General features: G+C 68.8%; 21 protein-coding genes. 9 read left to right on the plus strand and 12 right to left on the minus strand.

Translation table 11 applies throughout. The features are described 5' to 3' along the window. Window positions 1-60 precede the first annotated feature (60 nt). Window positions 61-1,032 carry a GlxA family transcriptional regulator gene (locus tag G6N61_RS30080; protein WP_163924473.1) on the plus strand — a complete coding sequence of 324 codons (972 nt, stop codon included), beginning with the start codon at window positions 61-63 and terminating at the stop codon, window positions 1,030-1,032. Between the two features lie 3 nt (window positions 1,033-1,035). On the opposite strand, the gene G6N61_RS30085 is transcribed toward G6N61_RS30080, so the two are convergent. Then, window positions 1,036-2,118 carry a class I SAM-dependent methyltransferase gene (locus tag G6N61_RS30085; protein ID WP_163924474.1) on the minus strand — a complete coding sequence of 361 codons (1,083 nt, stop codon included), beginning with the start codon at window positions 2,116-2,118 and terminating at the stop codon, window positions 1,036-1,038. Between the two features lie 45 nt (window positions 2,119-2,163). Between G6N61_RS30085 and G6N61_RS30090 the strand changes: the two genes are divergently transcribed. Beyond that, window positions 2,164-2,874, plus strand: a complete 711-nt coding sequence (locus tag G6N61_RS30090; RefSeq protein ID WP_163924475.1) for an SHOCT domain-containing protein — start codon at window positions 2,164-2,166, stop codon at window positions 2,872-2,874. Here the strand turns inward: G6N61_RS30090 and G6N61_RS30095 are convergent, their stop codons facing one another. Both G6N61_RS30095 and G6N61_RS30100 read right to left on the minus strand, forming a co-directional pair. Next, window positions 2,875-3,507, minus strand: coding sequence for an MBL fold metallo-hydrolase (locus G6N61_RS30095; RefSeq protein ID WP_163924476.1), 633 nt, complete (start codon window positions 3,505-3,507; stop codon window positions 2,875-2,877). After that, complete coding sequence (locus tag G6N61_RS30100; RefSeq protein ID WP_163924477.1) at window positions 3,504-4,589, minus strand: S-(hydroxymethyl)mycothiol dehydrogenase; 1,086 nt, start codon at window positions 4,587-4,589, stop codon at window positions 3,504-3,506. The genes G6N61_RS30095 and G6N61_RS30100 overlap by 4 nt, the downstream gene beginning before the upstream one ends. Before the next feature lie 92 nt (window positions 4,590-4,681). Here G6N61_RS30100 and G6N61_RS30105 point away from each other — a divergent pair, with 92 nt between their 5' ends. Together G6N61_RS30105 and G6N61_RS30110 are read left to right on the plus strand one after the other, a co-directional pair. Then, the gene (locus G6N61_RS30105; protein ID WP_163924478.1) at window positions 4,682-5,506 is read left to right on the plus strand and encodes a serine hydrolase domain-containing protein; all 825 of its coding nucleotides are present in this window, start codon (window positions 4,682-4,684) and stop codon (window positions 5,504-5,506) included. A 110-nt stretch (window positions 5,507-5,616) separates the two neighbouring features. Next, complete coding sequence (locus G6N61_RS30110; RefSeq protein WP_163924479.1) at window positions 5,617-6,129, plus strand: DUF3145 domain-containing protein; 513 nt, start codon at window positions 5,617-5,619, stop codon at window positions 6,127-6,129. A 2-nt stretch (window positions 6,130-6,131) separates the two neighbouring features. On the opposite strand, the gene G6N61_RS30115 is transcribed toward G6N61_RS30110, so the two are convergent. Beyond that, window positions 6,132-7,022: a diacylglycerol kinase gene (locus G6N61_RS30115; RefSeq protein ID WP_163924480.1), complete on the minus strand. Its 891-nt coding sequence runs from the start codon at window positions 7,020-7,022 to the stop codon at window positions 6,132-6,134. Next, on the minus strand, window positions 7,019-8,599 hold the full coding sequence (locus tag G6N61_RS30120; RefSeq protein WP_163925208.1) for an FAD-binding oxidoreductase: 1,581 nt from the start codon (window positions 8,597-8,599) through the stop codon (window positions 7,019-7,021). The genes G6N61_RS30115 and G6N61_RS30120 overlap by 4 nt, the downstream gene beginning before the upstream one ends. A 50-nt stretch (window positions 8,600-8,649) precedes the next feature. On the opposite strand from G6N61_RS30120, the gene G6N61_RS30125 reads away from it, so the two are divergent. Both G6N61_RS30125 and G6N61_RS30130 read left to right on the plus strand, forming a co-directional pair. After that, window positions 8,650-9,234 (plus strand): TetR/AcrR family transcriptional regulator, encoded by a 585-nt coding sequence (locus G6N61_RS30125; RefSeq protein WP_407666507.1) that lies wholly within the window; start codon window positions 8,650-8,652, stop codon window positions 9,232-9,234. Further along, window positions 9,231-10,766, plus strand: a complete 1,536-nt coding sequence (locus G6N61_RS30130) for a glycerol-3-phosphate dehydrogenase/oxidase (protein ID WP_163924482.1) — start codon at window positions 9,231-9,233, stop codon at window positions 10,764-10,766. Before G6N61_RS30125 ends, G6N61_RS30130 begins: the two co-directional genes overlap by 4 nt. A gap of 151 nt (window positions 10,767-10,917) precedes the next feature. Here the strand turns inward: G6N61_RS30130 and G6N61_RS30135 are convergent, their stop codons facing one another. The 7 genes from G6N61_RS30135 to aceE form a co-directional block, all read right to left on the minus strand. Beyond that, complete coding sequence (locus tag G6N61_RS30135; RefSeq protein ID WP_163924483.1) at window positions 10,918-12,351, minus strand: acyl-CoA carboxylase subunit beta; 1,434 nt, start codon at window positions 12,349-12,351, stop codon at window positions 10,918-10,920. A 65-nt stretch (window positions 12,352-12,416) separates the two neighbouring features. After that, on the minus strand, window positions 12,417-13,667 hold the full coding sequence (gene kasB, locus G6N61_RS30140; protein WP_163924484.1) for a 3-oxoacyl-ACP synthase KasB: 1,251 nt from the start codon (window positions 13,665-13,667) through the stop codon (window positions 12,417-12,419). Between the two features lie 35 nt (window positions 13,668-13,702). Then, window positions 13,703-14,953 (minus strand): 3-oxoacyl-ACP synthase KasA, encoded by a 1,251-nt coding sequence (kasA, locus tag G6N61_RS30145; protein WP_163924485.1) that lies wholly within the window; start codon window positions 14,951-14,953, stop codon window positions 13,703-13,705. After that, window positions 14,950-15,243, minus strand: a complete 294-nt coding sequence (gene acpM / locus G6N61_RS30150; RefSeq protein WP_163924486.1) for a meromycolate extension acyl carrier protein AcpM — start codon at window positions 15,241-15,243, stop codon at window positions 14,950-14,952. Before acpM ends, kasA begins: the two co-directional genes overlap by 4 nt. A gap of 93 nt (window positions 15,244-15,336) precedes the next feature. Beyond that, a complete protein-coding gene (locus tag G6N61_RS30155) occupies window positions 15,337-16,245 on the minus strand; it encodes an ACP S-malonyltransferase (RefSeq protein ID WP_163925209.1) in 909 nt (302 codons plus the stop codon). A 152-nt stretch (window positions 16,246-16,397) separates the two neighbouring features. Further along, window positions 16,398-17,681: a PucR family transcriptional regulator gene (locus G6N61_RS30160; protein ID WP_235887352.1), complete on the minus strand. Its 1,284-nt coding sequence runs from the start codon at window positions 17,679-17,681 to the stop codon at window positions 16,398-16,400. A 61-nt stretch (window positions 17,682-17,742) separates the two neighbouring features. Beyond that, complete coding sequence (gene aceE, locus G6N61_RS30165) at window positions 17,743-20,532, minus strand: pyruvate dehydrogenase (acetyl-transferring), homodimeric type (RefSeq protein WP_163924487.1); 2,790 nt, start codon at window positions 20,530-20,532, stop codon at window positions 17,743-17,745. 149 nt (window positions 20,533-20,681) lie between these two features. Between aceE and G6N61_RS30170 the strand changes: the two genes are divergently transcribed. The 3 genes from G6N61_RS30170 (at window position 20,682) to G6N61_RS30180 (ending at window position 22,246) form a co-directional block, all read left to right on the plus strand. Continuing rightward, window positions 20,682-21,257: an Rv2240c family protein gene (locus tag G6N61_RS30170; protein WP_163924488.1), complete on the plus strand. Its 576-nt coding sequence runs from the start codon at window positions 20,682-20,684 to the stop codon at window positions 21,255-21,257. A gap of 95 nt (window positions 21,258-21,352) precedes the next feature. Next, complete coding sequence (locus G6N61_RS30175; RefSeq protein ID WP_163924489.1) at window positions 21,353-21,775, plus strand: DUF3052 domain-containing protein; 423 nt, start codon at window positions 21,353-21,355, stop codon at window positions 21,773-21,775. A gap of 6 nt (window positions 21,776-21,781) precedes the next feature. Then, window positions 21,782-22,246, plus strand: coding sequence for a peroxiredoxin (locus tag G6N61_RS30180; RefSeq protein WP_163925211.1), 465 nt, complete (start codon window positions 21,782-21,784; stop codon window positions 22,244-22,246). The last annotated feature ends 36 nt before the right edge of the window (window positions 22,247-22,282 follow it).

Raw genomic sequence — 22,282 nt, forward strand, 5'->3', positions numbered from 1 at the left:
CCTGACCAGATAACCGACGGGCAACGCTATCTTGCCACGACGTCTGCTAGCCTTCGAGGCGTGCACACCGTTGCCATTCTCGCGCTGCCCGACGTCGTCGCCTTCGATCTCTCGACGCCGGTGGAGGTGTTCGGTCGCGCCGAGGCGCCCGACGGCGGGCCCGGCTACCGAATCTTGGTGTGCGGCAGTGCACCCGAGGTGGATGCGGGACCCATGCGGATCGCCACCGACCACGGGCTCGACGCGCTGGCGTCCGCCGACACCGTCATCGTGCCCGGTCGCAACGACGTCTCCACTCCGCCGCCGCCCGAGGTGCTCGACGCCCTGCGCGCCGCCCACGCCGCGGGCACGCGGGTGGCCTCGATCTGCTCGGGTGCGTTCACGCTGGCCGACGCGGGACTGCTCGACGGGCGGCGGGCAACCACGCACTGGGTGGCTACCGAGACGTTCAGGGCGAGATACCCCAGCGTCCTGCTGGAGCCCGACGTGCTCTACGTCGACGACGGGGACGTGTTGACCTCGGCCGGCGCGTCGGCGGGTCTCGACCTCTGCCTGCACATGGTGCAGCGCGACCTCGGTGCGGTCGCCGCCGCCCAGGCCGCCCGGCTCGCGGTGGCGCCCCTGCACCGCACCGGCGGACAAGCCCAGTTCATCGTCCGCAACCTGGCTTCGGTGACCATCGCCCACGCCATGGGCCGGCGCACCGAACTCGACGGAGTCCTCGAGTGGATCGAACAGGAAGCACACCGCGACCTGGCCCTGGGCGACATCGCAGCCCACGCGTCGGTCAGCATCCGCACACTCAACCGACGCTTCCAGTCCGAGACGGGGCAGACCCCGATCCAGTGGCTGGCGGGGGTGCGCGTCCGGCACGCCCAGCAGATGCTCGAGACCACCGATCTGGGTGTCGAACGGATCGGCAGGGAGGTCGGCTTCACGTCACCGGCCAACTTCCGAGAGCAGTTTCGCCGGCTCGCCGGGGTGTCGCCGCAGGGCTATCGCAGCACCTTCCGCGAGCGCGCCGCGTCCTGACCGTCAGTCCTCGACGCGGTTGCGCTTCTCGAGCACCAACAGTGCCAAGGGAATTCGTATGCGCTCCGGCGCGGCGGCCAAGCGGCCGGCGACACCCGACTCCAGCCGATCGAAGAAAGGCTCGACGGGGCGGTCGGCGTCGAGTGCCTCGGCAAGGGTGGGGAACAGCGCGTTGCGCAGGAATGCCGCCCACTGCGCCCCGAAGGCGTCGGCCTTCCCGTCGGCCTGGTACTGCTTCCAGAACCTGTCCTCGGCGTCGAACAACTCCATGTGGATGATGGACAGCTTCTCGAACGTGCCCGAAGGCGCGAAGGGCGAACCGAAGTCCTTCCCGGTGCGGCCCACGATCGGAATCGCCATCCGTGCGTGCTCGTCGGCGCCGATCACCGCGTCGCACTCGAGTTCGGCGAGAGTGTCGAGCATCGCGTCGAGCAGCGGCCCGAACCCCAGCTGGCCATCCTCGTCCACGCCCAGCGTCAACACGACGAGCCGACCACCCGGAGCGAGTTCGCGGCCGCGGAACGCCACGAACTCGTGCCAGTCGTGGGCGGCTCGCTTCGCATGGGCCCGGCGGACGCCGTCGTCCCCGCTGTAAGCGGCCAGCAAGTGATCGCCGACCGGCAGTGGGTCACCGCCCATCCACTGCAGCGCCCACGACGACCAGGCCAGGTTCACGCTGTTCGACGGGAGTATCTGCCCGTAGTACGAGCGGCCGACCGCCGATGCGAACGCCGCCTTGTCCCGCTGTAGGTAGCTGTCCGGATCGTCGGTGAGGGTGCGGAACAGTGCGGTGAAGTCGTTGTCGGGTACGTCGGTATGGGTCACCAGGATGGAGTGCTCCGGACGGGTCCGCTTGCGCAACACCGAGATCGCCGCGCACACCGGCAGCACCGAATTGTGACCGGTACCGGCTCCGTAGTCGGCGATCACGATCGGCCGCGGGGGGCGTGGGATCGGCACCACTTCGGCGGCCTGCTCGAAAAGGGTTATCGCCTGCCGCAATCCGGCAGCCTGCAGCCGCGAGGCAGCGCTGTACCAGGCGCTGTCCTTAGGCTCCGGCCGCACCACGTTGCTCGACTCCGGCATGAGGAAACGTTAGCTCCAAATCCGGGGTCGTGACAGACTGCGGCCATGAGTCGTGGAGACGCGCCGCGCATACTCACCGGCATCGCGGTGGCGACCATGATCGCCTCGATCATCGGGTTCGTCGCGACGATGGTCCTCAACGCCTTGGTCTTCGACGACTACGACGCCTACGGCGAGGTGCCGATCCCCGGGACGGGCAGCGTCCACCTTCCCGAGGGCGAGGTGACCATCAGCTTCCACACCATGATCATCGGAGAAGGCGGCGGCCTGCCCGTGCCCCGCATGAAGATCTCGATCGCGCCCCCCGACGGGGTGCCCGACCCCGTTCTGGTCGAGGACGTTGGTGGCACGACCACGGTCAACAACGATGCGCGCGTCCAGGTCTGGACGGCTCAGATCCCCGCCGAGGGTGACTACGGGATCACCACCGAAGGGCAGGTGAGTGCCTACGTCAATCCCACGCTGGCGTTCGGCCACGGCAGCCCCTACGGCCACCTGCCCGAGATCTTCGCGATCGTCTTCGGCGTCGCGCTCGTTGATCTGATCATCGTCATCGTCTGGATCTACAGGCGAAAGACCCCCGAATCGACGGTCACGCATCACCCGTTACCGGTCGACGCCGTGGGCGCCTACGTCCCGACAGACCAGGGCATCCGGATCCAGGAACTCGACACCCTTGCCAGGCTTCGTGATTCGGGCGCACTGACCGAGGACGAGTTCGAGGCCGAGAAGAAGCGGGTGCTGGACGGGCGCTGACTAGTGCCCGCGGGCGACCCACTCGTCGTAGTGCACGATCTCGTCGCCGATGGTCGTGGTGTCGCCGTGGCCCGTGTAGACGGCCGTCTCGCCGGGGAGCATGCCGAGGCGTCCCGAGATGGACTCGAGGATGGTCGGGAAGTCGGAGTAGGAACGCCCCGTCGCGCCCGGTCCGCCGTTGAACAGCGTGTCCCCGCTGAACACTGCCTGCAGGTCGGGAGCGAACCAGCACACCGAACCGGGGGAGTGTCCGGGCGTGTGCAGCGCGCGGATCTCCACGCTGCCCGCCCGCAGCACGAACCCATCCTCGACGCTGCGGAATTCGCTGTCCGGGTGGGTCGTTCGCCACAGCATGTCGTCGGCGGGGTGCATCAGCACGGGCGCGTCGAGCGCCCTGCCCAGCTCGGGCGCCACGGTGATGTGGTCGTTGTGTCCGTGCGTGCAGACCACCGCGACGACGTTGCGTCCGCGCACCGCGTCGATGATCGGCTGCGCGGTGTGCGCGGCGTCGAAGACCACGACGTCGGACTCGTCGCCCACCACCCAGATGTTGTTGTCGACGTCCCAGCTGCCACCGTCGAGTTCGAACGTGCCGCTGGTGACGATTCGCTCGATGTTGTTCGCGGCGCTCACAGGATCACCACGGAACGCAGGACCTCACCGGCGTGCATCTTTCCGAAGGCGTCCTCGATGCCGTCGAGGCCGATGCGTTCGGACACGAACCTGTCGAGTGGAAGCCGGCCCTCGCGATAGAGGCTGATGAGCGTGGGGAAGTCGCGCTCGGGCAGGCAGTCGCCGTACCAGGACGACTTCAGCGACCCGCCGCGGGAGAAGAAGTCGATCAGTGGCATCTCCAGCGTCATGTCCGGTGTGGGGACACCCACCAGGACCACCGTCCCTGCCAGGTCGCGGGCGTAGAACGCCTGCTTCCACGTCTCGGGCCTGCCGACCGCGTCGATGACGACGTCCGCGCCGTTGCCGTCGGTGAGGTCCTGGATGGTCTCGACGACGTCGAGTTCCTTGGCGTTGATGGTGTGCGTGGCGCCGAAGTCGCGGGCCCATTCGAGCTTCTTGTCGTCGGTGTCCACGGCGATGATCCGCTTGGCGCCGACGAGTGCGGCGCCGGCGATCGCGGCGTCGCCGACGCCACCGCAGCCGATCACGGCGACGGTGTCGTTGCGCTCGACGGCACCGGTGTTGATGGCCGCGCCGATCCCGGCCATGACCCCGCAGCCCAGCAGACCCGCCACGGCGGGGTCGGCCTCCGGGTCGACCTTGGTGCACTGGCCCTCGTGTACCAGGGTCTTGTCGGCGAACGCGCCGATGCCCAGCGCCGGAGTCAGTTCGGTGCCGTCGGTCAGCGTCATCTTCTGCGCGGCGTTGTGGGTGTCGAAGCAGTACCACGGCCTGCCGCGCTTGCAGGCCCGGCACTGGCCGCACACCGCGCGCCAGTTCAGCACCACGAAGTCGCCGGGCTCGACGGCGGTGACGCCCTCACCCACGGACTCGACGGTGCCCGCGGCCTCGTGGCCGAGCAGGAAGGGGTATTCGTCGTTGATGCCGCCTTCGCGGTACGTCAGATCGGTGTGGCAGACCCCGCACGCGATGACGTCCACCACGACCTCGCCGGGACCCGGGTCGGGGATCACGATGTCGACCAGTTCGACGGGCTGCTTCTTGCTCCGGCTGATCACGCCGCGCACTGTCTGACTCATGCCAACAACTTAATGGGTGAGGGTGCTCGCGCACCGGTGGAGTCGAGCGCCGTCCACGCGTGTCCGATGCCCCGCGCACTACGATCCTCCACGTGAGTGCCCTGGACACCGTTGCCGAGTGGCCGGTCCCCAACGTCGCCGCAACCGTGGTGGGTCCGGCGGGCACGTTGGCCGAGCATGGGGACGTCGAGCGACGCTTCCCGCTGGCGTCGGTGACCAAGCTCCTGGTGGCCCGGGCCGCCCACGTCGCGATCGAGGAAGGTGCGCTCGACCTCGATGCCCCCGCCGGGCCGCCCGGCGCCACGGTGCGCCACCTGCTCGCGCACACCTCCGGCCTGTCGATGCGGTCGGCCGACGTCATCGCGACGCCCGGCACCCGGCGCGTCTACTCCAACGAGGGCTTCGCCGTCCTCGCCCGCACGCTGCAGGAGGAGTCGGGTATCGAGTTCGCCGATTACCTGCGCGAGGCGGTGCTCGATCCGCTCGGCATGACGTCGACGACCCTCGCCGGCGGTGCCGAGGAGGCCGGGTACGGCGCTGAGTCGACGACCGCCGACCTCGCCGTCTTCGCGCGGGAACTGCTGCGCCCGGAACTGGTCTCGCCGCAGCTGCACGGTGAGGCGACGACCGTGCAATTCCCCGGCCTGGCCGGCGTGCTGCCCGGCTTCGGCACGCAGCGGCCCAACGACTGGGGGCTGGGCTTCGAGCTGCGCGACGGCAAGTCGCCGCACTGGACGGGAGCGCAGAACTCGGCTGCGACGTTCGGGCACTTCGGTCAGTCGGGCACGTTCCTGTGGGTGGATCCGACGGCTGACCTGGCCCTCGTCGTCCTCACCGACCACGACTTCGGCGACTGGACGCACACCGTCTGGCCGGCGATTTCTGATGGAGTCCTGAGAGATTTCAAAGCACACTAGCGCAACACCGGTCCCACAAGGCACAATAGACACGCACGAAACATCTGCATCAGTTAGGTAACACCAGGCCGTTGGGGAAGACGTCCCAGGTGGAGCCTTAAGGAGCAGATATGCGTGCGTCGAACCAGTTCGCCGACGCGACGACAGGTGTGGTGTACGTCCACGCCTCACCCGCGGCGGTGTGTCCCCACGTCGAGTGGGCGTTGTCGTCGACCCTGTCGGCGCGCGCCAACCTGAAGTGGACCCCTCAACCCGCCATGCCCGGACAACTCCGCGCCATCACCAACTGGCGTGGACCCGTGGGCACCGGCGCTGCCTTGGCGAACGCACTGCGCGCCTGGTCGGTGCTCCGCTTCGAGGTCACCGAAGACCCCAGTGAGGGCGTCGACGGTCACCGGTGGTGCCACACCCCCCAGCTCGGACTGTGGAACGGCGCGATGAGCGCCAACGGCGACGTCATGGTCGGCGAGATGCGACTGCGCGGACTCATGCGATCGGGCGCCGAGACCCTGGCCGCAGAACTCGACACCGTGCTGGGCACGGCATGGGACGAGGCGCTCGAGCCCTACCGCGGCGGCGGCGACACCGGTGAGGTCAGCTGGCTGAACCGCGGAGTCGGGTAGCTCTACGGTCGCAGGACCGTCAGAGCGCCTTCGACCGCCGACACCTCCACCGGTAGCGGACACACCAACTCGCCGTCGGCGTAGGCGTTGATCCCCGGGCAGTCGACCGTGATCACCTTCGCCCGGGCCGTGCTCACCTCGTCCAGGTCGACGTGGGTGCCCTTGAAGACGGTCGGGAAGAGCCGAATCAGCTTGGTGCGCGATGCCGATCGCACCATCGTCGCGTCGAGCATGCCGTCGGAGTGGTCGGCGCCCGGGCAGATCAACATGCCGCCGCCGTAGCTCCTCGTGTTGCCGAATGCCGCGAGAGTGAGTTCCGTGACGACTTCCGGGCCGCCGTCGAAGGTCAGGCGGAACGGCAGCAGGCGCAGCTGCGACAGCTCGGCGACCATCGCGACGTTGTACCGCATCCGGCCGTGCGGCCATCGCATGCGGTTGGTGCGATCGGTGACCAGCGAGTCGAAGCCGGCCGCCATCACCGTGCCGAACCAACGGTCGGTGCCGTCGGCGCCGCGGATGCGGCCGAGGTCCACGCGTTCGGTCCTGCCGTCGACGATGGCGTCCACGGCCGCGGCGGGATCGCCCGTCGGCAGGCCGAATTCGCGCGCATGGTCGTTGCCGGTGCCGGCCGGGACGATGCCCAGCGGTACGTCGCCCAGCGCCAACGCCTGCAGTGCGACCGACACGATGCCGTCGCCACCGACCACCACCAGCGCGTCGGTGCCGCGGGCGAGTTCGTCGTCGACCAGTCTGCGGGCGTGCACGGCATCGCGGCCCACGATCTCGCACACGTCGACACCGCGCTGCTGGAACCGCGCGACGGCTCGCTGCGCGGCGTGCGGCGCGTTGCCGTGTCCCGATGCCGGGTTGGTGAGGACGGTGACCCGGTTCACGGAATCAGCTTGCCCGGATTCATGATTCCCGCGGGATCGAGTACGCCCTTGACGGCACGCAGCACCTCGACGCCCAGGTCGCCGATCTCGTCACGCATCCACGGGCGGTGATCGGCGCCGACGGCGTGATGGTGGGTGATGGTCGCCCCGCAGCGGACCATCGCGTCCGATGCCGCGGTCTTGGTGGCGCGCCACTGCTCGATCGCATCGCCCCGCTGCCCGGCGACCACGGTGAAGTACAGCGAGGCGCCGGTCGGGTACACGTGCGAAATGTGGCACAGGACCAGTGCGGGCGTGCCCGATTCGGAGAGTGAGTTCGTCAACGCGTCGGTCACAGCGGCCTTGAGCGTCATGACGTTCGACCAGTTGGTGGCCGTCTCCAGGGTCTCGCACAGCGCCCCCGCAGAGAGCAGCGAGTCGCGCAGATACGGTGCGCCGAACCGGCCATGCTCCCAGGCCTTCGCAGGTGCCTCGCCGAGCGACGTGCCGCCGGCGGCCTCGAGTACGGCGCGCGTCTCGGCGTGTCTGCTCTCGGCGTGGGCGGCGGTGCCCTCGAACGCCGTGATGGCGAGGCATCCGCCGGTGACCGTCTGCTCGCCGATCGCCTCGGTGGTGGCCAGGTTGACCCCGGTCTCGGCTTCGTCGGACAGCCTGATCACCGTCGGCCCGGTGCCGGTCTGCACCACGGCCCGCAAAGCCGATGCACCCGTTGCGAAGTCGGGGAACGACCATGCCTCGTATCGCGTCGTCTCGGGAGCGGGGTGAACGCGCACCCGCACCCGGGTGATCACGCCGAAGGTTCCCTCGGAGCCGACGATGAGCTGGCGGAGATCGGGCCCCGCCGCCGAGGCCGGTGCGCGGCCGAGGTCGAGAACGCCTGCGGGGGTTACGACGCGCAGCCCGCGCACCATGTCGTCGAACCGGCCGTAGCCCGCGGAGTCCTGACCCGACGACCGCGTCGCCGCGAACCCGCCGATGGTCGCGAACTGAAAGCTCTGCGGGTAGTGCCCGAGCGAGAACCCGCGCGCGCCGAGCAGCCGTTCGGCCTCGGGCCCGGTGACGCCCGCGCCGAGTTCGGCCTCACCGGAGGTCTCGTCGAGGTCGTACAGGGCGTCAAGGCGTCGCAGATCCAGCGAGACGACGGCCCCGAAATCGCCGCGGAGCGGGTCGAGTCCACCGACGACGCTGGTGCCGCCGCCGAACGGGACGACGGCGATCCTGCGTTCCGCGCACGCCGCGAGTACTGCGGCCACCTCGTCGTCGTCGGCGGGCAGGAGGACGGCGTCCGGTGCATCTTGAACGCCGGTGTGCCTGCGGCGCAACAGATCCAGTGTCGACTTGCCGCCCGCGCGCAGCAGCCTGCCGAGGTCGTCGACGACGCAGTGTTCGGCGCCGACGATCTCGCTGAGCGCGCTGGCGTCGGCGTCGGAGAGGGCTGACGGCCGCAGCTGGACCTGGTCGGCGGTCAGCTCGGTCCGCGGTGTCGTGTCGACGCCGAGTGCCTGGTTCAGCAGGGTGCGGATGCCGTCGGAGAGCGGCTTGGCGGCAGCAGGATCACCCCAGGCGTTCCACTTCATCGGGGGCATCGACTGGTCGTCCACGAGAGTCATGCGTTACAGTATTACAGATCATGTCAATCAGTAACGCAGCGCCGCCCGCGCCGGTGGCGGATCGCATCCTCGACGCGGCGGCGGAATGCGTCGTCGCCTACGGGGTCGACCGCGTCACGCTCGCCGAGATCGCCCGTCGCGCCGGTGTCAGCCGACCCACCGTGTACCGGCGTTTCCCCGACACCCGCTCGATCCTCGCGGCGCTGCTGACCCTCCGGATCACCCGCGCGCTCGACGAGGTCCCCAGTGCGGGCACGGGCCGGGAGCGCCTGGTGGAGCGGGTGATCGATCTCGCCGACCGACTGCGCCACGAACCCGTGATCATGACCGTGCTGCACCAGGCGCCCGACCTCGCGATGGTCTATCTCTCGGAACGACTGGGCACCAGCCAGCAGATCCTGCTCGACGCCGTCGCCGACGAGATCGCGGCGGCCCAGCGCGAGGGCAGCGTGCGCGCCGGCGACCCCCGTCGGCTGGCGGCGATGTGCCTGCTCATCACGCAGTCGACGATCCTGTCCGCCGACTCCGTCGAACCGATCCTCGACTCCGACGCACTCGCCACCGAACTGGCCCACGCCCTGAACGGATACCTCAAGCCATGACCAGTCCGACCGCACTCAACGCCGCCCGCCGCACCTCCGACCTCCGGGCGCTCGGGGACGGGGGACCGGTGGACGTCGTCGTCATCGGCGGGGGCATCACCGGCACGGGCATCGCGCTCGACGCAGCGACCAGGGGGCTGTCGGTGGTGCTCGTCGAGAAGCACGACCTGGCCTTCGGTACCAGCCGGTGGAGTTCCAAGCTGGTGCACGGAGGCCTGCGCTACCTCGCCACCGGCAACTTCGGCATCGCGCGGCGCAGCGCCGTCGAACGCGGAATCCTCATGTCCCGCAACGCCCCTCACCTGGTCACGGCGATGCCGCAACTGGTGCCGCTGCTGCCGTCGATGAGCACGTCGTCACGGGCGCTGGTCCGCGTCGGCTTCACCGCGGGCGACGGGCTGCGCAGGTTGGCGGGGACGTCCGCGGCGACGCTACCGCGGTCTCGGCGCATCGACGCCCGTCGGTCCGCCGAACTGTCACCGACGGTGCGCCGGGAGGGTCTCGACGGCGCCTTCCTTGCCTACGACGGGCAACTCATCGACGACGCCCGCCTCGTCACCGCCGTCGCGCGCACGGCCGCGCAGCACGGCGCGCGGGTGCTGACCCGGGTGTCGGCGTCGCAGGCGACCGGCACATCGGTCCGGCTGACCGACGAACTGACCGGGGAATCGCTCGACGTGACGGCGCGTGCGGTGATCAACGCGACCGGGGTGTGGGCCGGTGAGGTCGACTCGTCGATCCGGTTGCGGCCCAGCCGCGGCACGCACCTGGTGTTCGATGCGGCGACGTTCGGCAACCCCACCGCCGCGTTGACGGTCCCGATTCCCGGGGCGGTCAATCGGTTCGTCTTCGCGATGCCCGAGCAGCTCGGTCGGGTGTACCTCGGCCTCACCGACGAGGACGCTCCCGGGCCGATTCCCGATGTGCCGGAACCGACGCCGGACGAGGTTGCGTTCCTGCTCGACACCGTCAACACCGCGCTCGACACGGCGCTGACGACGGCCGACGTGATCGGCGCGTATGCGGGGCTGCGGCCGCTGATCGACACCGGTAGCGGGCACACCGCCGACGTGTCACGCGACCACGCGGTCAGTGAGTCCGCCAATGGCGTCGTGAGCGTGATCGGCGGCAAGCTCACCGAGTATCGCTACATGGCCGAGGACGTGCTGGACCGGGCGATTGCGTTGCGTGGGTTGTCGGCCGGGCCGTGCCGCACGCGCAACCTGCCGCTGGTTGGGGCGCTCGCCAACCCGGTGGCGACGCTGCGGTCGCCGGTCGAATTGCCGTCGTCACTGGTCGCCCGCTTCGGCGCCGAGGCGCCCAACGTGATCGCGCGTGCGACGTGTGCGCGCCCCACGGAGCGAGTCGCCGACGGAATCGACGTGCTGCGGGCGGAATTCGAGTACGCGGTCACCCACGAGGGCGCCCTGACCGTCGACGACGTGCTCGACCGCCGGACGCGGATCGGCCTGGTGGCAGAGGATCGTTCGCGGGTCGTGGGCGTCGCAGAGGAGATGTTCGCGGCCCGCTGAGCGCCGAGTGTGTGGGTTGTGTACGCATTTCGGCCGGTTGGCGTACGTAAGGCCCACAGTCGCGCACTCCACGAACGCCCAACAGACGCAAAATCCCCTGATGCACCGGGCATCAGGGGATTTTGCGTCTGCTCGCGGGGAAGCCCCCGGCTTACAGCGGGATGTTCTTGTGGCGGCCGCGGCGGGCGGGCGCCTCGGCGAGGGCCTGGGTCACGACGCTACGGGTGTGCGCCGGGTCGATCTTCGCGTCGACGACGCCGATCTCGATGGCGCTGTCCACGCCGCCGGCGATCCGCTCGTGCTCGGCAGCCAGCTCCTCGTGCAGGGCTTCGCGGTCCTCCGGAGCGGCGGCGGCGAGCTTGCGCTTGTGCAGGATTCCGACCGCGGCTTTGGCGCCCATGACGGCGACCTCGGCGTCGGGCCACGCGAACACCTTGGTGGCACCCAGCGACCGCGAGTTCATCGCGATGTACGCGCCGCCGTAGATCTTGCGGGTCACCAGCGTGACGCGGGGAACCGTCGCCTCACCGAACGCGTGCAGCAGCTTGGCACCGCGGCGGACCACGCCGCCCCACTCCTGGTCGACACCGGGCAGGTAGCCGGGCACGTCGACGACCACGACGATCGGGATGCCGAACGCGTCGCACAGCCGCACGAAACGCGCTGCCTTCTCCGCACTCTCGGAGTTCAGGCAACCGCCCAGGCGCAGCGGGTTGTTGGCGAGCACGCCGACCGAGCGGCCCGCGAGACGACCGAGGCCGACCACCATCGACGGCGCCCACTTGGCCTGGAACTCCTCGAAGGGAGCGTCCTCGTCGAGCAGGGCGCTCACCAGCGGGTGCACGTCGTAGGCGCGCCGGGGGGAGTCGGGCAGCAGCGCCGCGAGGTCGGTGTCGCCGGCCTCGGCCTTGCTGCGGTCGAAGTGCCCCTGCTGGCAGAACAGGCCGACCAGGCGGCGGCCACGCTCGTAGGCGTCGAGTTCGTCGTCGGCGACGATGTGGCAGACGCCGGACTTCTTGTGGTGGGTGTCGGGCCCACCGAGGGACGCCATGTCGACGTCCTCGCCGGTGACGCTGCGGACGACGTCGGGGCCGGTGACGAACACGCGGCCCTCCGGCGCCATGATCACGACGTCGGTGAGCGCGGGGCCGTAGGCGGCGCCGCCCGCGGCGAAGCCGACGACCACGGAGATCTGCGGGATGTAGCCGGAGGCGCGGATCATCGCCTCGAACACGAGACCGACCGCGTGCAGCGCCTTGACGCCCTCGGCCAGCCGGGCGCCACCGGAGTGCCAGATGCCGATGATCGGGCTCTGCTCCTCGATGGCGGTGTCGTACGCGTCGACGATGTGCTTGCAGCCGTCGACGCCCATCGCGCCACCCATGACGGTGCCGTCGGTGCAGAAGGCAACGGTGCGCACGCCGTTGACGGTGCCGGCCGCGGCGAGGACGCCGGACTTGTCCCGCTCGTGCAGCAGTTCGACGCTGCCGTCGTCGAAGAAGGTGGAGAGGCGCAACAGCGGGTCGCGCGGGTCGAGGGATTCGCCTACGTTGCCGGGGGCTTCCGGATTGGCCACTGTCGTCATCTCAAGTCTCCTGGTTTCGTAACGCTTCGCTTCAAGGGCGCTGTTGGTTTCGTGCCGTGCGTACTTCAGTACTTCCCGAAGGCGAGAGCGACGTTGTGCCCGCCGAATCCGAATGAATTCTTGATCGCGTACCGGAAATCACCCCGTCGGGGCTCTCCGGCGACCACGTCGAGGTCGATGTCCGGATCGAGGTTGCGCAAGTTCAAGGTAGGCGGAATGACTCCGTCGCGCAGGGCCAGCACGGTGAGGACCGCCTCGACCGCACCCACTGCGCCCACCGAGTGACCGAGCGCCGACTTCGGTGCGTACACCGCCGGCCTGTTGCTGCCGAGGGCGTTGTTGATCGCCTTGCCCTCCGCCACGTCGCCGACCGAGGTGCCGGTCGCATGCGCGTTGACGTGGTCGATGTCGCCTGGAGTCAGCCCGGCGAGTTGAATGGCCCGCGTGATCGCCCTACCGGCCTGCTGACCGGACGGGTCGGGCGCCACGATGTGGTACCCGTCGGACGTCACGGCCGCGCCCATCAGTCGGGCGAGGATGTTCGCGCCGCGTGCCTTGGCGTGCTCCTCGGTCTCGATGACCATGAGCGCGCCACCCTCGCCGAAGACGAAGCCGTTGCGGTCCTTGTCGAACGGGCGGCATGCGCCCGCCGGGTCGTCGTTGGTGGTGGACAGCACGATGCGCATCTGCGCGAATGCGGCGATCGGCACCGCTTCGATGCGGGTCTCGAGGCCGCCGCAGATCGCGATGTCGGCGTCGCCGACCACGATGCTGCGCCACGCGTTGGCGATGCCCTCCGAACCGGATGCGCACGCCGACACCGGCGTCACCACACCCGCTCGAGCGTTGCGCTCGAGCCCCACCGTCGCGGCGGGGGAGTTCGGCATGTACGTCTGCACGGCCAGCGGGGAGACGCCGCCGAGGCCCTTCTCCCGCATGCCGTCGTAGGCGTACAGCAATTCCTCGCTGGAACCCATGCCGGTGCCGATCGACACCATCAGACGCTTGGTGTCGACCTCGGGTGAGCCGGCGTGTTCCCACGCCCGCCTGCCGATCACGGTGGCCATCTTCTGGAGGTAGGAGAACCGATCGATCTCCTCGGGCGTCAGGTCCCCGTTGAAGTCCTCCAGGAGATGCCCGCCGATGCGGACGGGCAAGTCGTAGAGATCGATGAAGTCGTCGTCCAGCGTGCGGATGCCACTGTGTCCGTCGAGGAGACGCTTCCAGGTGCCCTCGGCGTCGGTCGCCAACGCGGTCGTCATGGCGAAACCAGTGACGACCACGTTGGGCAAACCGTCTGACGACATTCCTGCCATTACTGCTCGAACACTCCCTCTAGATCCGGCGACGGTCAGTAGCGACCGAAGGCCAGAGCGACATTGTGTCCACCGAAACCGAACGAGTTGTTGATGGCGTACTGGTAGTCGCCATACCGAGGCTCACCCGCGACGACATCGAGATCGATCTCGGGGTCGGGCGTCTCGTAGTTCAGTGTCGGCGGGATGACGCCGTCACGCAGCGCCAGCACCGTCAGGATCGACTCCAGTGCACCGACGGCGCCGATCGAGTGACCGAGCGCCGACTTCGGTGCGTACACCGCGGCCTTCTCCACACCGGCGTTCCGGATGGCGTTCGCCTCGGCGATGTCACCGATCGAGGTGGACGTGGCATGCGCGTTGACGTGGTCGATGTCCGACGGCGACAGGCCGGCGGTCTCCATCGCACGCTTCATCGCATGGGCGGCCCGAAGACCGTCCGGTGCCGGCGCCACCATGTGGTAGGCGTCCGACGAGATGCCTGCGCCCATCAGCCTGGCCAGTGGCTTGGCGCCACGAGCCTTGGCGTGCTCCTCGGTCTCGATGACCATGAGCGCGCCGGCCTCGCCGAAGACGAATCCGTCGCGGTCCTTGTCGAAGGGACGCGATGCGGCTTCCGGATCGTCGTTGCGGGTCGACATCGCGCGCATCATCGAGAACGCCGCGATTGGCAGCGCCTCGATGCCACCCTCGACGCCACCGCAGACGGCGATGTCCGCGTCACCCATGACGATCTGACGCCATGCGTGGGCGATGCCCTCCGAGCCCGACGAACATGCCGACACCGGGGTGATGACGCCGGCCCGGGCACCGAGCTCGAGGCCGACGACCGCGGCGGCGCCGTTGGGCATGATCATCTGAACGGCCAGCGGCGACACCTTGCGGGGTCCGCCTTCGTTCATCGCGTCGTAGGTCTCGACGATCTTCTCGCCGCCACCGAGCCCGGTGCCGATCACGACCGAGAAACGGTCGGGATCGACCTCCGGGCGCCCGATGCTGTCCCAGAGCTGGTTGCCGAGGTACTTCGACATCCGCTGCACGTAGGACATGCGCCGCATCTCGAGGCGCGACATCAGCGGGTCGAGCGGCTCCTTGAGGTGCCCGCCGATCTTGACCGGCAGGTCCCACTTGGTGATGAACTCGTCCTCGAGAACGTGGATGCCGCTCTCTCCTGCAAGCAGTCCCTTCCACGTGCTCGCGATGTCCGGTGCGATCGACGTGGTCGCCGTGACGGCGGTCACGACGACGTTGGGGAAACCGCCGTTAGCAGTGGAAGGGCGGGTCACGAGGTGAACTTGTCGCGCAGGGCTGCGGCTGCCTCGGGGTTCTCTTCCTCGAGCTTCTGGATGTAGGCGACGACGTCACCGACGGTGCGCAGGCCCGCGAGGTCCTCGTCGGGGATCTTCACGCCGTACTTGTCCTCGGTCTGGACGGCGATCTCGACCATCGACAGCGAGTCGATGTCCAGGTCGTCGACGAACGACTTCTCCGGGGTGACCTCGGAGGGCTCGATGCCGGTGACCTCTTCGATGATCTCCGCGAGACCGGCGATGATTTCCTGCTGAGTGGCGGCCACGATGGCTCCTTCTATTTCTTGATGATCGGCCCTCCACGGTGGAGGGCCGTTGTCACGCCTTGAAGACGTTGTGGTGCGGTCTGGCGGGCCCGGTTAGATCTCCGTGAGCCCGTCCAGGTCTGCGGGGGTCTTGACGGCGTGCGTCGGCACTCCCCGAAGTTCTCGTTTCGCGATCCCGACGAGCGTCCCGGCCGGCGGGAACTCGATGATCGCGGTGACCTGGCGCTGGGCCAACGTCGCGGTGCACAGGTCCCAGCGCACGGGCCTGGTCAACTGGGCGACCAGCTTGGTCATCGCGTCGGCGGCCGACTCGACCGGCTGGCCGTCGGCGTTCGACAGCAGGGTGGTGGACGGCTCGCCTGCGGTGACGGACTGGGCGGCGGCCGAGTAGCCGTCGAGCGCGGAGGCCATGTAGTGGGTGTGGAACGCGCCGGCCGTCGCGAGCTTGCGCACGCGCGCCTTCGCAGGCGGGTCCTCGACGAGCTTGTCGAGCGCCGAGATCGCGCCTGCGGCGACGATCTGTCCCGCGGCGTTGCGGTTGGCGGGGACCAGGTCGCGCGCCTCCAGACGGGCCAGCACCTCGGCCTCGTCGCCGCCGAGCACCGCAGCCATGCCGGTGGGCTCGGTGGCGCACGCCTTGGCCATCTCCGCACCGCGGGTGGCGGCGAGGGTGACGGCGTCGTCGGCGGCGAGCACGCCTGCGATCGAGTAGGCCGCAATCTCGCCGACCGAGTGTCCGGCCGTCACGGTCGTCTTGCCGTCGAGCAGTCCGCGCTTGGTGACCTCGTCGAAGGCCAGCAGCGTCGCGGCGACCACGAGTGGCTGGGTGATCGCGGTGTCGGTGATCTCCTCGGCCGTTGCCGTGGTGCCCAGCCGGACGAGGTCGAGGCCGATGGCCTCAGACCACGAGCCGAGTCGTTCCTCCGCGCCGGGCAGTTCGAGCCATGGGGAGAGCATGCCTGGGGTCTGCGATCCTTGTCCTGGCGCGAGCAGCGCAAGCACGGGTTCTTGGGGCACGGATTAAGAGAACACTGTGAAGACCGGTTTGTGCGGTGTAAGAAATTATGAACCTGGTCTTATGTTTTTGTGGGAAGTCCACAAAAGCGCACGTGATGGGACATTCCCGATATACAGCCGCGACATCCGCAACGACGTCACTGTCCACGAAACGAAGTAGCCAGGGGCGTCAGCTCCACCATGGCCCTGTTCACGGCGCTGGTGTGGGAGACCTCACGGCTCAGGCGGCCGAGGGTCGTCGCGACCCGCAGGATGTACGCGTCGCGCGGCACCGTGGGATCCCTGCCCGTGAAGTCGGTGATGCGTTTCAGGCGGTAGCGAACGGTGTTTGGATGAACGAACAATTTGCGTGCGCAAGCCTCGATCGCGCCCCCTGAGTCGAGGTAGGCGTCGAGGGTCTCGGCGAGCGCAGGTCCGGCGTCGGCGAGCGGCCGCATCACCTCGGATTCCAGGACCGCGATGGCCGATCGGTCCCCGGCAAGGGCTCGTTCGGGCAGCAATTCGCGAGCCGGCACGGGCCGCGGCGCGCCACTCCATCCGGCCACCGCGTTCATGCCCGCCATCGCCTCGTGGGCGCTGTAATGCGCGCCCGATAGTGACGTGGCGACCGGCCCGATGACGACCGGGCCGTCCCCGAACACGTTCATCAGGTCCGCCAGGAACCTGTCGGTGGGCGAGAGCTGACCCGACACGATGGCCACCAACCAGGTGCCGTGCACGTCGGTCAGTGCGACCCGTCCGTGCCGGTTGACGATGGCGTGGACGTCTTCGCTGGTGTACTCCACCCGGGCCGGGTTGGGCAGGCCGACCACGACGGTCGCCGGCGCGGTGGCATCCCAGTTGAGCGCGGCGGCCTGCGACTGGAGTCCGGGGCCGATGTCGCCACGGACGACCGCGTCGACGATGTTGGCCTCCATCCGGGTATCCCACGCGCCACGCGCCTCGGCGGCGTCGGCGTACCCGGAGGCGGCGGCGAAGGCCAGGTTGCGGCTGTAGCGCAGGATGCCGACGGTCAGCGCGGTCCGCTGGTCCTGGTTGCGCGCCAGCACCGGCACCGCTTCCTCGAAGTGCTCCATGGTCACCCGCACCATGTCCACGGTCTGGCGCAGTGCGATGCGACGGGTCAACTCCTGCGGCACCAACGCGAAGGCCTCGGCCGTGTAGCCCACGTCGCCGCGGGGGTCGCGCATCCACTCGGCGAAGTTCACCAGCGCGGTCTGGACGACGAGCTGGACGCTGGCCCGCTGCGACGCCTCGAGTTCGGCGAAGAACGGCAGCCGCTCGCCCATGACGTGGATGGCCTCGGTGGACAGCCGCCCGGAATGCTGCTTCACGCGTCGAAGCAGCGATTCCGGGACGGAGTCCAGCAACTCCAGCGACGACCTGCTGGTTGGGTCGTCGCCCACGGTTTTGTCGGTCACCCCTAAAAGCTACGCCACTGTTCTGGCAGATTCCTCTAAAGGCGGTCGACCGGTGTCGAGGTCAGGCGCTTCCGGTGTCCTTGAACGAGACGCCTGCGGCCAGCACGTCGTCGATCTTGTACTGCTTGGCGGCCGCCACCGCGACCGACGGATCGATCTCACCGTCGCGCGCCAGCGCCGAGAGCACGGCGACCACGACCGACTCGGCGTCGGTGTTGAAGTAGCGCCGCGCCGCGGGCCGGGTGTCGGAGAATCCGAACCCGTCGGTGCCCAGGGTGACGTAGGTGTTGGGCACCCAGGGACGGATCTGCTCGGGCACCGCGCGCATCCAGTCCGACACGGCCACCACGGGGCCCGCCGTGTCGGCGAGCACCTTGGTCACGTACGCCTGGCCGGCCTGCTTGTCCGGGTGGCGCAGGGCCTCCCGGTCGAGTGCGACGCCGTCGCGGTTGAGTTCGCCCCAGCTGGTCACCGACCAGACGTCGGCGGCGACGTCCCACTCGGCGGCCAGCAGGTCGGCGGCACGCAACGCCTCGGGCATCGCGACGCCGGAGGTCAGGATCTGCGCGACGTTGCTGCGCTTCTCCTTCGCCGGCCGGTACCGGTAGATGCCCTTCAACAGCCCCTCGGGATCGAAGTTCTCCGGCTCGGCGGGCTGAACGTAGGGCTCGTTGTAGATCGTCATGTAGTAGAAGACGTTCTCCGGGGCGTCGCCGTACATGCGCCGCAGACCCTCTTCGACGATGTAGGCGATCTCGTAGGCGAACGCCGGGTCGTAGGTCACCACGGCCGGGTTCGTCGACGCCAGCAGCAGCGAGTGACCGTCGGCGTGCTGCAGGCCCTCACCCGTCAGCGTGGTGCGACCGGCCGTGGCGCCCAGCACGAAGCCCTTCGCCATCTGGTCGGCGGCCGCCCAGAGCCCGTCGCCGGTGCGCTGGAACCCGAACATCGAGTAGAAGATGTAGACCGGGATCATCGGCTCGTCGTGGGTCGCGTACGAGGTGCCGACCGAGGTGAACGACGCCGTCGAGCCGGCCTCGTTGATGCCCTCGTGCAGGATCTGGCCGATCTCGCTCTCCTTGTACGCCAACATCAGTTCGGCGTCCACGGCGGTGTAGAGCTGGCCGTTGCGGTTGTAGATCTTCAGGCTCGGGAACCACGAGTCCATACCGAACGTGCGGGCCTCGTCGGGGATGATCGGCACGATGCGCTTGCCGATCTCCTTGTCGCGCAGGAGTTCCTTGAACGTGCGGACCGTCGCCATGGTGGTGGCGACCTCCTGGTTGCCCGACCCCTTCTTGAGCGCCTTGTAGGTGTCGCGCGGCGGGAGCTTGAGCGACTTCATCTTGGTGCGGCGCTCCGGCAGGAAGCCGCCGAGGGTGCGGCGACGGTCGAGCAGGTAGCGGATCTCGGGTGCATTCGGCCCGGGGTGGTAGTACGGCGGGAGGTAGGGGTTCTCCTCGAGCTGATCGTCGCCGATCGGGATGCGCTGGGCGTCGCGGAAGTCCTTGAGGTCTTGGAGCGCGAGCTTCTTCATCTGGTGGGTGGCGTTGCGACCCTCGAAGTGCTTGCCCAGGGTGTAACCCTTGATGGTCTTGGCCAGGATCACCGTGGGCTGACCCTTGTGGTCCATCGCGGCGCGGTAGGCGGCGTACACCTTGCGGTAGTCGTGACCGCCGCGCTTGAGGTTCCAGATCTCGGCGTCGGTCATCGGTTCCACCAGCGCCTTGGTGCGCGGGTCACGACCGAAGAAGTGATCGCGCACGTAGCTGCCGTCGTTGGCCTTGTAGGTCTGGTAGTCGCCGTCGGGCGTGGTGTTCATCAGGTTCACCAGCGCGCCGTCGCGGTCGGCGTGCAGCAGCGCGTCCCACTCGCGGCCCCACACCACCTTGATGACGTTCCAGCCGGCGCCGCGGAAGAACGACTCCAGCTCCTGGATGATCTTGCCGTTGCCACGCACCGGGCCGTCGAGGCGCTGCAGGTTGCAGTTGACCACGAAGGTCAGGTTGTCGAGCCCCTCGTTGGCGGCCACCTGGATCAGTCCGCGCGACTCCGGTTCGTCCATCTCGCCGTCGCCGAGGAACGCCCACACGTGCTGATTGGTGGTGTCCTTCAAGCCGCGGTCGGCCAGGTAGTGGTTGAACCGGGCCTGATAGATGGCGTTCATGGGCCCGAGGCCCATCGACACCGTCGGGAACTCCCAGAAGTCCGGCATCAGCCGCGGGTGGGGGTAGGACGGCAGGCCGCCACCGGGATGGCTGTGTTCCTGGCGGAAACCATCCAGTTGGTCGGCGGTTAGCCGGCCCTCGAGGAAGGCGCGCGCGTAGATGCCGGGGGAGGCGTGGCCCTGGATGAAGATCTGGTCGCCGCCGCCGGGGTGGCTCTTGCCGCGGAAGAAGTGGTTGAACCCCACCTCGTAGAGTGCGGCCGACGAGGCGTAGGTCGAGATGTGGCCGCCCACACCGACTCCGGGCCGCTGCGCGCGGTGCACCATGATCGCGGCGTTCCACCGGATCCAGGCGCGGTAGCGACGCTCGACGTCCTCGTCACCGGGGAACCAGGGCTCCAACTCGGTCGGGATCGTGTTCACGTAGTCGGTCGACGTGAGCGCCGGGATCGCGACGCGTTGTTCGCCGGCGCGCTCCAGCAGACGCAGCATCAGGTACCTGGCGCGCGACGGCCCGGACCGCTCGAGTAATGCGTCGAACGATTCCAGCCACTCCGCCGTCTCGTCCGAGTCGATGTCGGGCAGGTATGAGGCGACGCCTTCGCGGATGACGCGAACGCGATCGGGTTCTGTTGTGTTGCTTGAGTTTTGGGCCAGGTCCTGGCGTGCGAACTCGGTGGTCAACTTCCGCTCCTTGGTTGGCGGGTGCTCGGGCTCGTGGCCCTGGTGAACTGCATGTCCATCGTCCTCCATCCTGCCTCAACCCAACCACCTGGGTCGTCGTAGCGAGATGACCGACGGTTCACCCGGCCGACCGGTAACGTCTGGTGACCATGATCGGTCGACCGCTGCGGGCCGGCAGCCCGCGCGCCGCTGGTCGGGCGGTGGGCGTCGTGGCGGTGCTGGCAATGGTGGTCGTGGGCTGTCAGAGCGTCACGGACGGTTCGCCGACGCTCGACGGCTCGGACGTGCCGCTGTACCGCGCGTCGGCGTCGGCCTCCAGCGAGGCGTCGGTATCGAGTTCGGTGGCGCGCGAGTCCGAGCGGCGGGCGTCGGCATCGACCGAGGCCGTGCACACCGCGTGCGAGGCGCTCAGCTCGAGCAGCGTCGACGCCATCGCCGCCGTGAACGTCTACGTCGGCGCCTACAACGAGGACCTGCCGGACGTCGTCGACAAGGCAGGCCCGGCGATCGACGCGCTCAACCGCAGCGCAGATCTGGTGGAGGGCAGCGTCGCGGACCCGTTGACGCCGGAATTGCAGGCGTCCCTCCTCGGCTGGGTGGATGCGGCGCGAGCGCTCGCCGCGGCGATCTCGGGGGATGCGGGGGTCGACGAGTTCAACGCCGCGGTCACCCGGGTGAACGATTCGCAGACCGCTGCGTTGGACCTCTGCGACGCCGCATATTGACCAACTCGCGCGCCAGGCGCGTGGGTTGAGCCGTAGCGTGCAACTATAGGGCCGACGAAAGTGGGTGTCGGACCCGCTGGCATAAGGAGGACAGGGTGGTTGCGGCGGACTCGCCGAACTACGCCCAGAGGCTGGGCATCGAAAAGGACCATGTCATCCAGGAGCTTGGCTGGGATGAGGACAGCGACGACGACATCCGGGCGGACATCGAGGACGCCTGTGGCGGCGAACTCCTCGATGAGGACTCCGACGAGGTGGTCGACGTCGTGCTCCTGTGGTGGCGCGACGACGACGGCGACCTCGTCGACCGGCTGATGGATGCCATCACACCGCTCGCGGACGATGGCGTCATCTGGGTGGTGACACCCAAGACCGGCAAGCCAGGGCACGTGCAGCCGGCGGAGATCGCCGAGTCGGCACCGACCGCAGGGTTGGTCCAGACCTCGTCGGCCAATCTGGGCGACTGGATTGCGAGTCGACTGGTGCAGCCGAAGTCGAAGGCCGCCAGCCGGAGGTGAGTGGCGCTGCTTGAGGCAGGCACCCGCGCGCCGGACTTCACGCTGAAGGATCAGGCGGGCCAGCCCGTCACCCTGAGCGCCTTCCGCGGGACCCACAGCGTCCTGCTGGTCTTCTTTCCGCTCGCGTTCACCCCGGTCTGTCAGGGCGAGCTGGGGGAGATCCGCGACCACCTCGACGACTTTCAAAACGACGTCACCCGGACGCTGGCCATCTCGGTCGGGCCACCGCCCACCCACCGGGCGTGGGCCGCGCAGAACGGGTTCACGTTCCCGGTGCTGTCCGACTTCTGGCCGCACGGCGCGGTGGCCGAGGACTACGGCGTGTTCAACGCGCAGACCGGCTACCCGAACCGCGGCACGTTCGTCGTCGACGCGTCCGGAGTCATCGCGTTCGCGGAGATGAAGCAGCCGGGGGAACTGCGCGATCGGGCGGTGTGGACCGAGGCGCTGGCGGCCCTGCCCACCGGCTGAGGAATTTCCGGTGACGCCTCGTCGCCGTGTAGCCTC

This window comes from Mycolicibacterium arabiense (assembly GCF_010731815.2).
GTDB classification, from domain to species: Bacteria; Actinomycetota; Actinomycetes; order Mycobacteriales; family Mycobacteriaceae; genus Mycobacterium; species Mycobacterium arabiense.

Bases quoted from the DNA above. Each gene is read 5' to 3' on its own strand.
- G6N61_RS30085 (WP_163924474.1), bottom strand. From the start codon at position 2,118: ATGCCGGAGTCGAGCAACGTGGTGCGGCCGGAGCCTAAGGACAGCGCC.
- G6N61_RS30090 (WP_163924475.1), top strand. From the start codon at position 2,164: ATGAGTCGTGGAGACGCGCCGCGCATACTCACCGGCATCGCGGTGGCG.
- G6N61_RS30100 (WP_163924477.1), bottom strand. From the start codon at position 4,589: ATGAGTCAGACAGTGCGCGGCGTGATCAGCCGGAGCAAGAAGCAGCCC.
- G6N61_RS30110 (WP_163924479.1), top strand. From the start codon at position 5,617: ATGCGTGCGTCGAACCAGTTCGCCGACGCGACGACAGGTGTGGTGTAC.
- G6N61_RS30120 (WP_163925208.1), bottom strand. From the start codon at position 8,599: ATGAAGTGGAACGCCTGGGGTGATCCTGCTGCCGCCAAGCCGCTCTCC.
- G6N61_RS30130 (WP_163924482.1), top strand. From the start codon at position 9,231: ATGACCAGTCCGACCGCACTCAACGCCGCCCGCCGCACCTCCGACCTC.
- G6N61_RS30135 (WP_163924483.1), bottom strand. From the start codon at position 12,351: ATGACGACAGTGGCCAATCCGGAAGCCCCCGGCAACGTAGGCGAATCC.
- kasB (WP_163924484.1), bottom strand. From the start codon at position 13,667: ATGGCAGGAATGTCGTCAGACGGTTTGCCCAACGTGGTCGTCACTGGT.
- G6N61_RS30170 (WP_163924488.1), top strand. From the start codon at position 20,682: ATGATCGGTCGACCGCTGCGGGCCGGCAGCCCGCGCGCCGCTGGTCGG.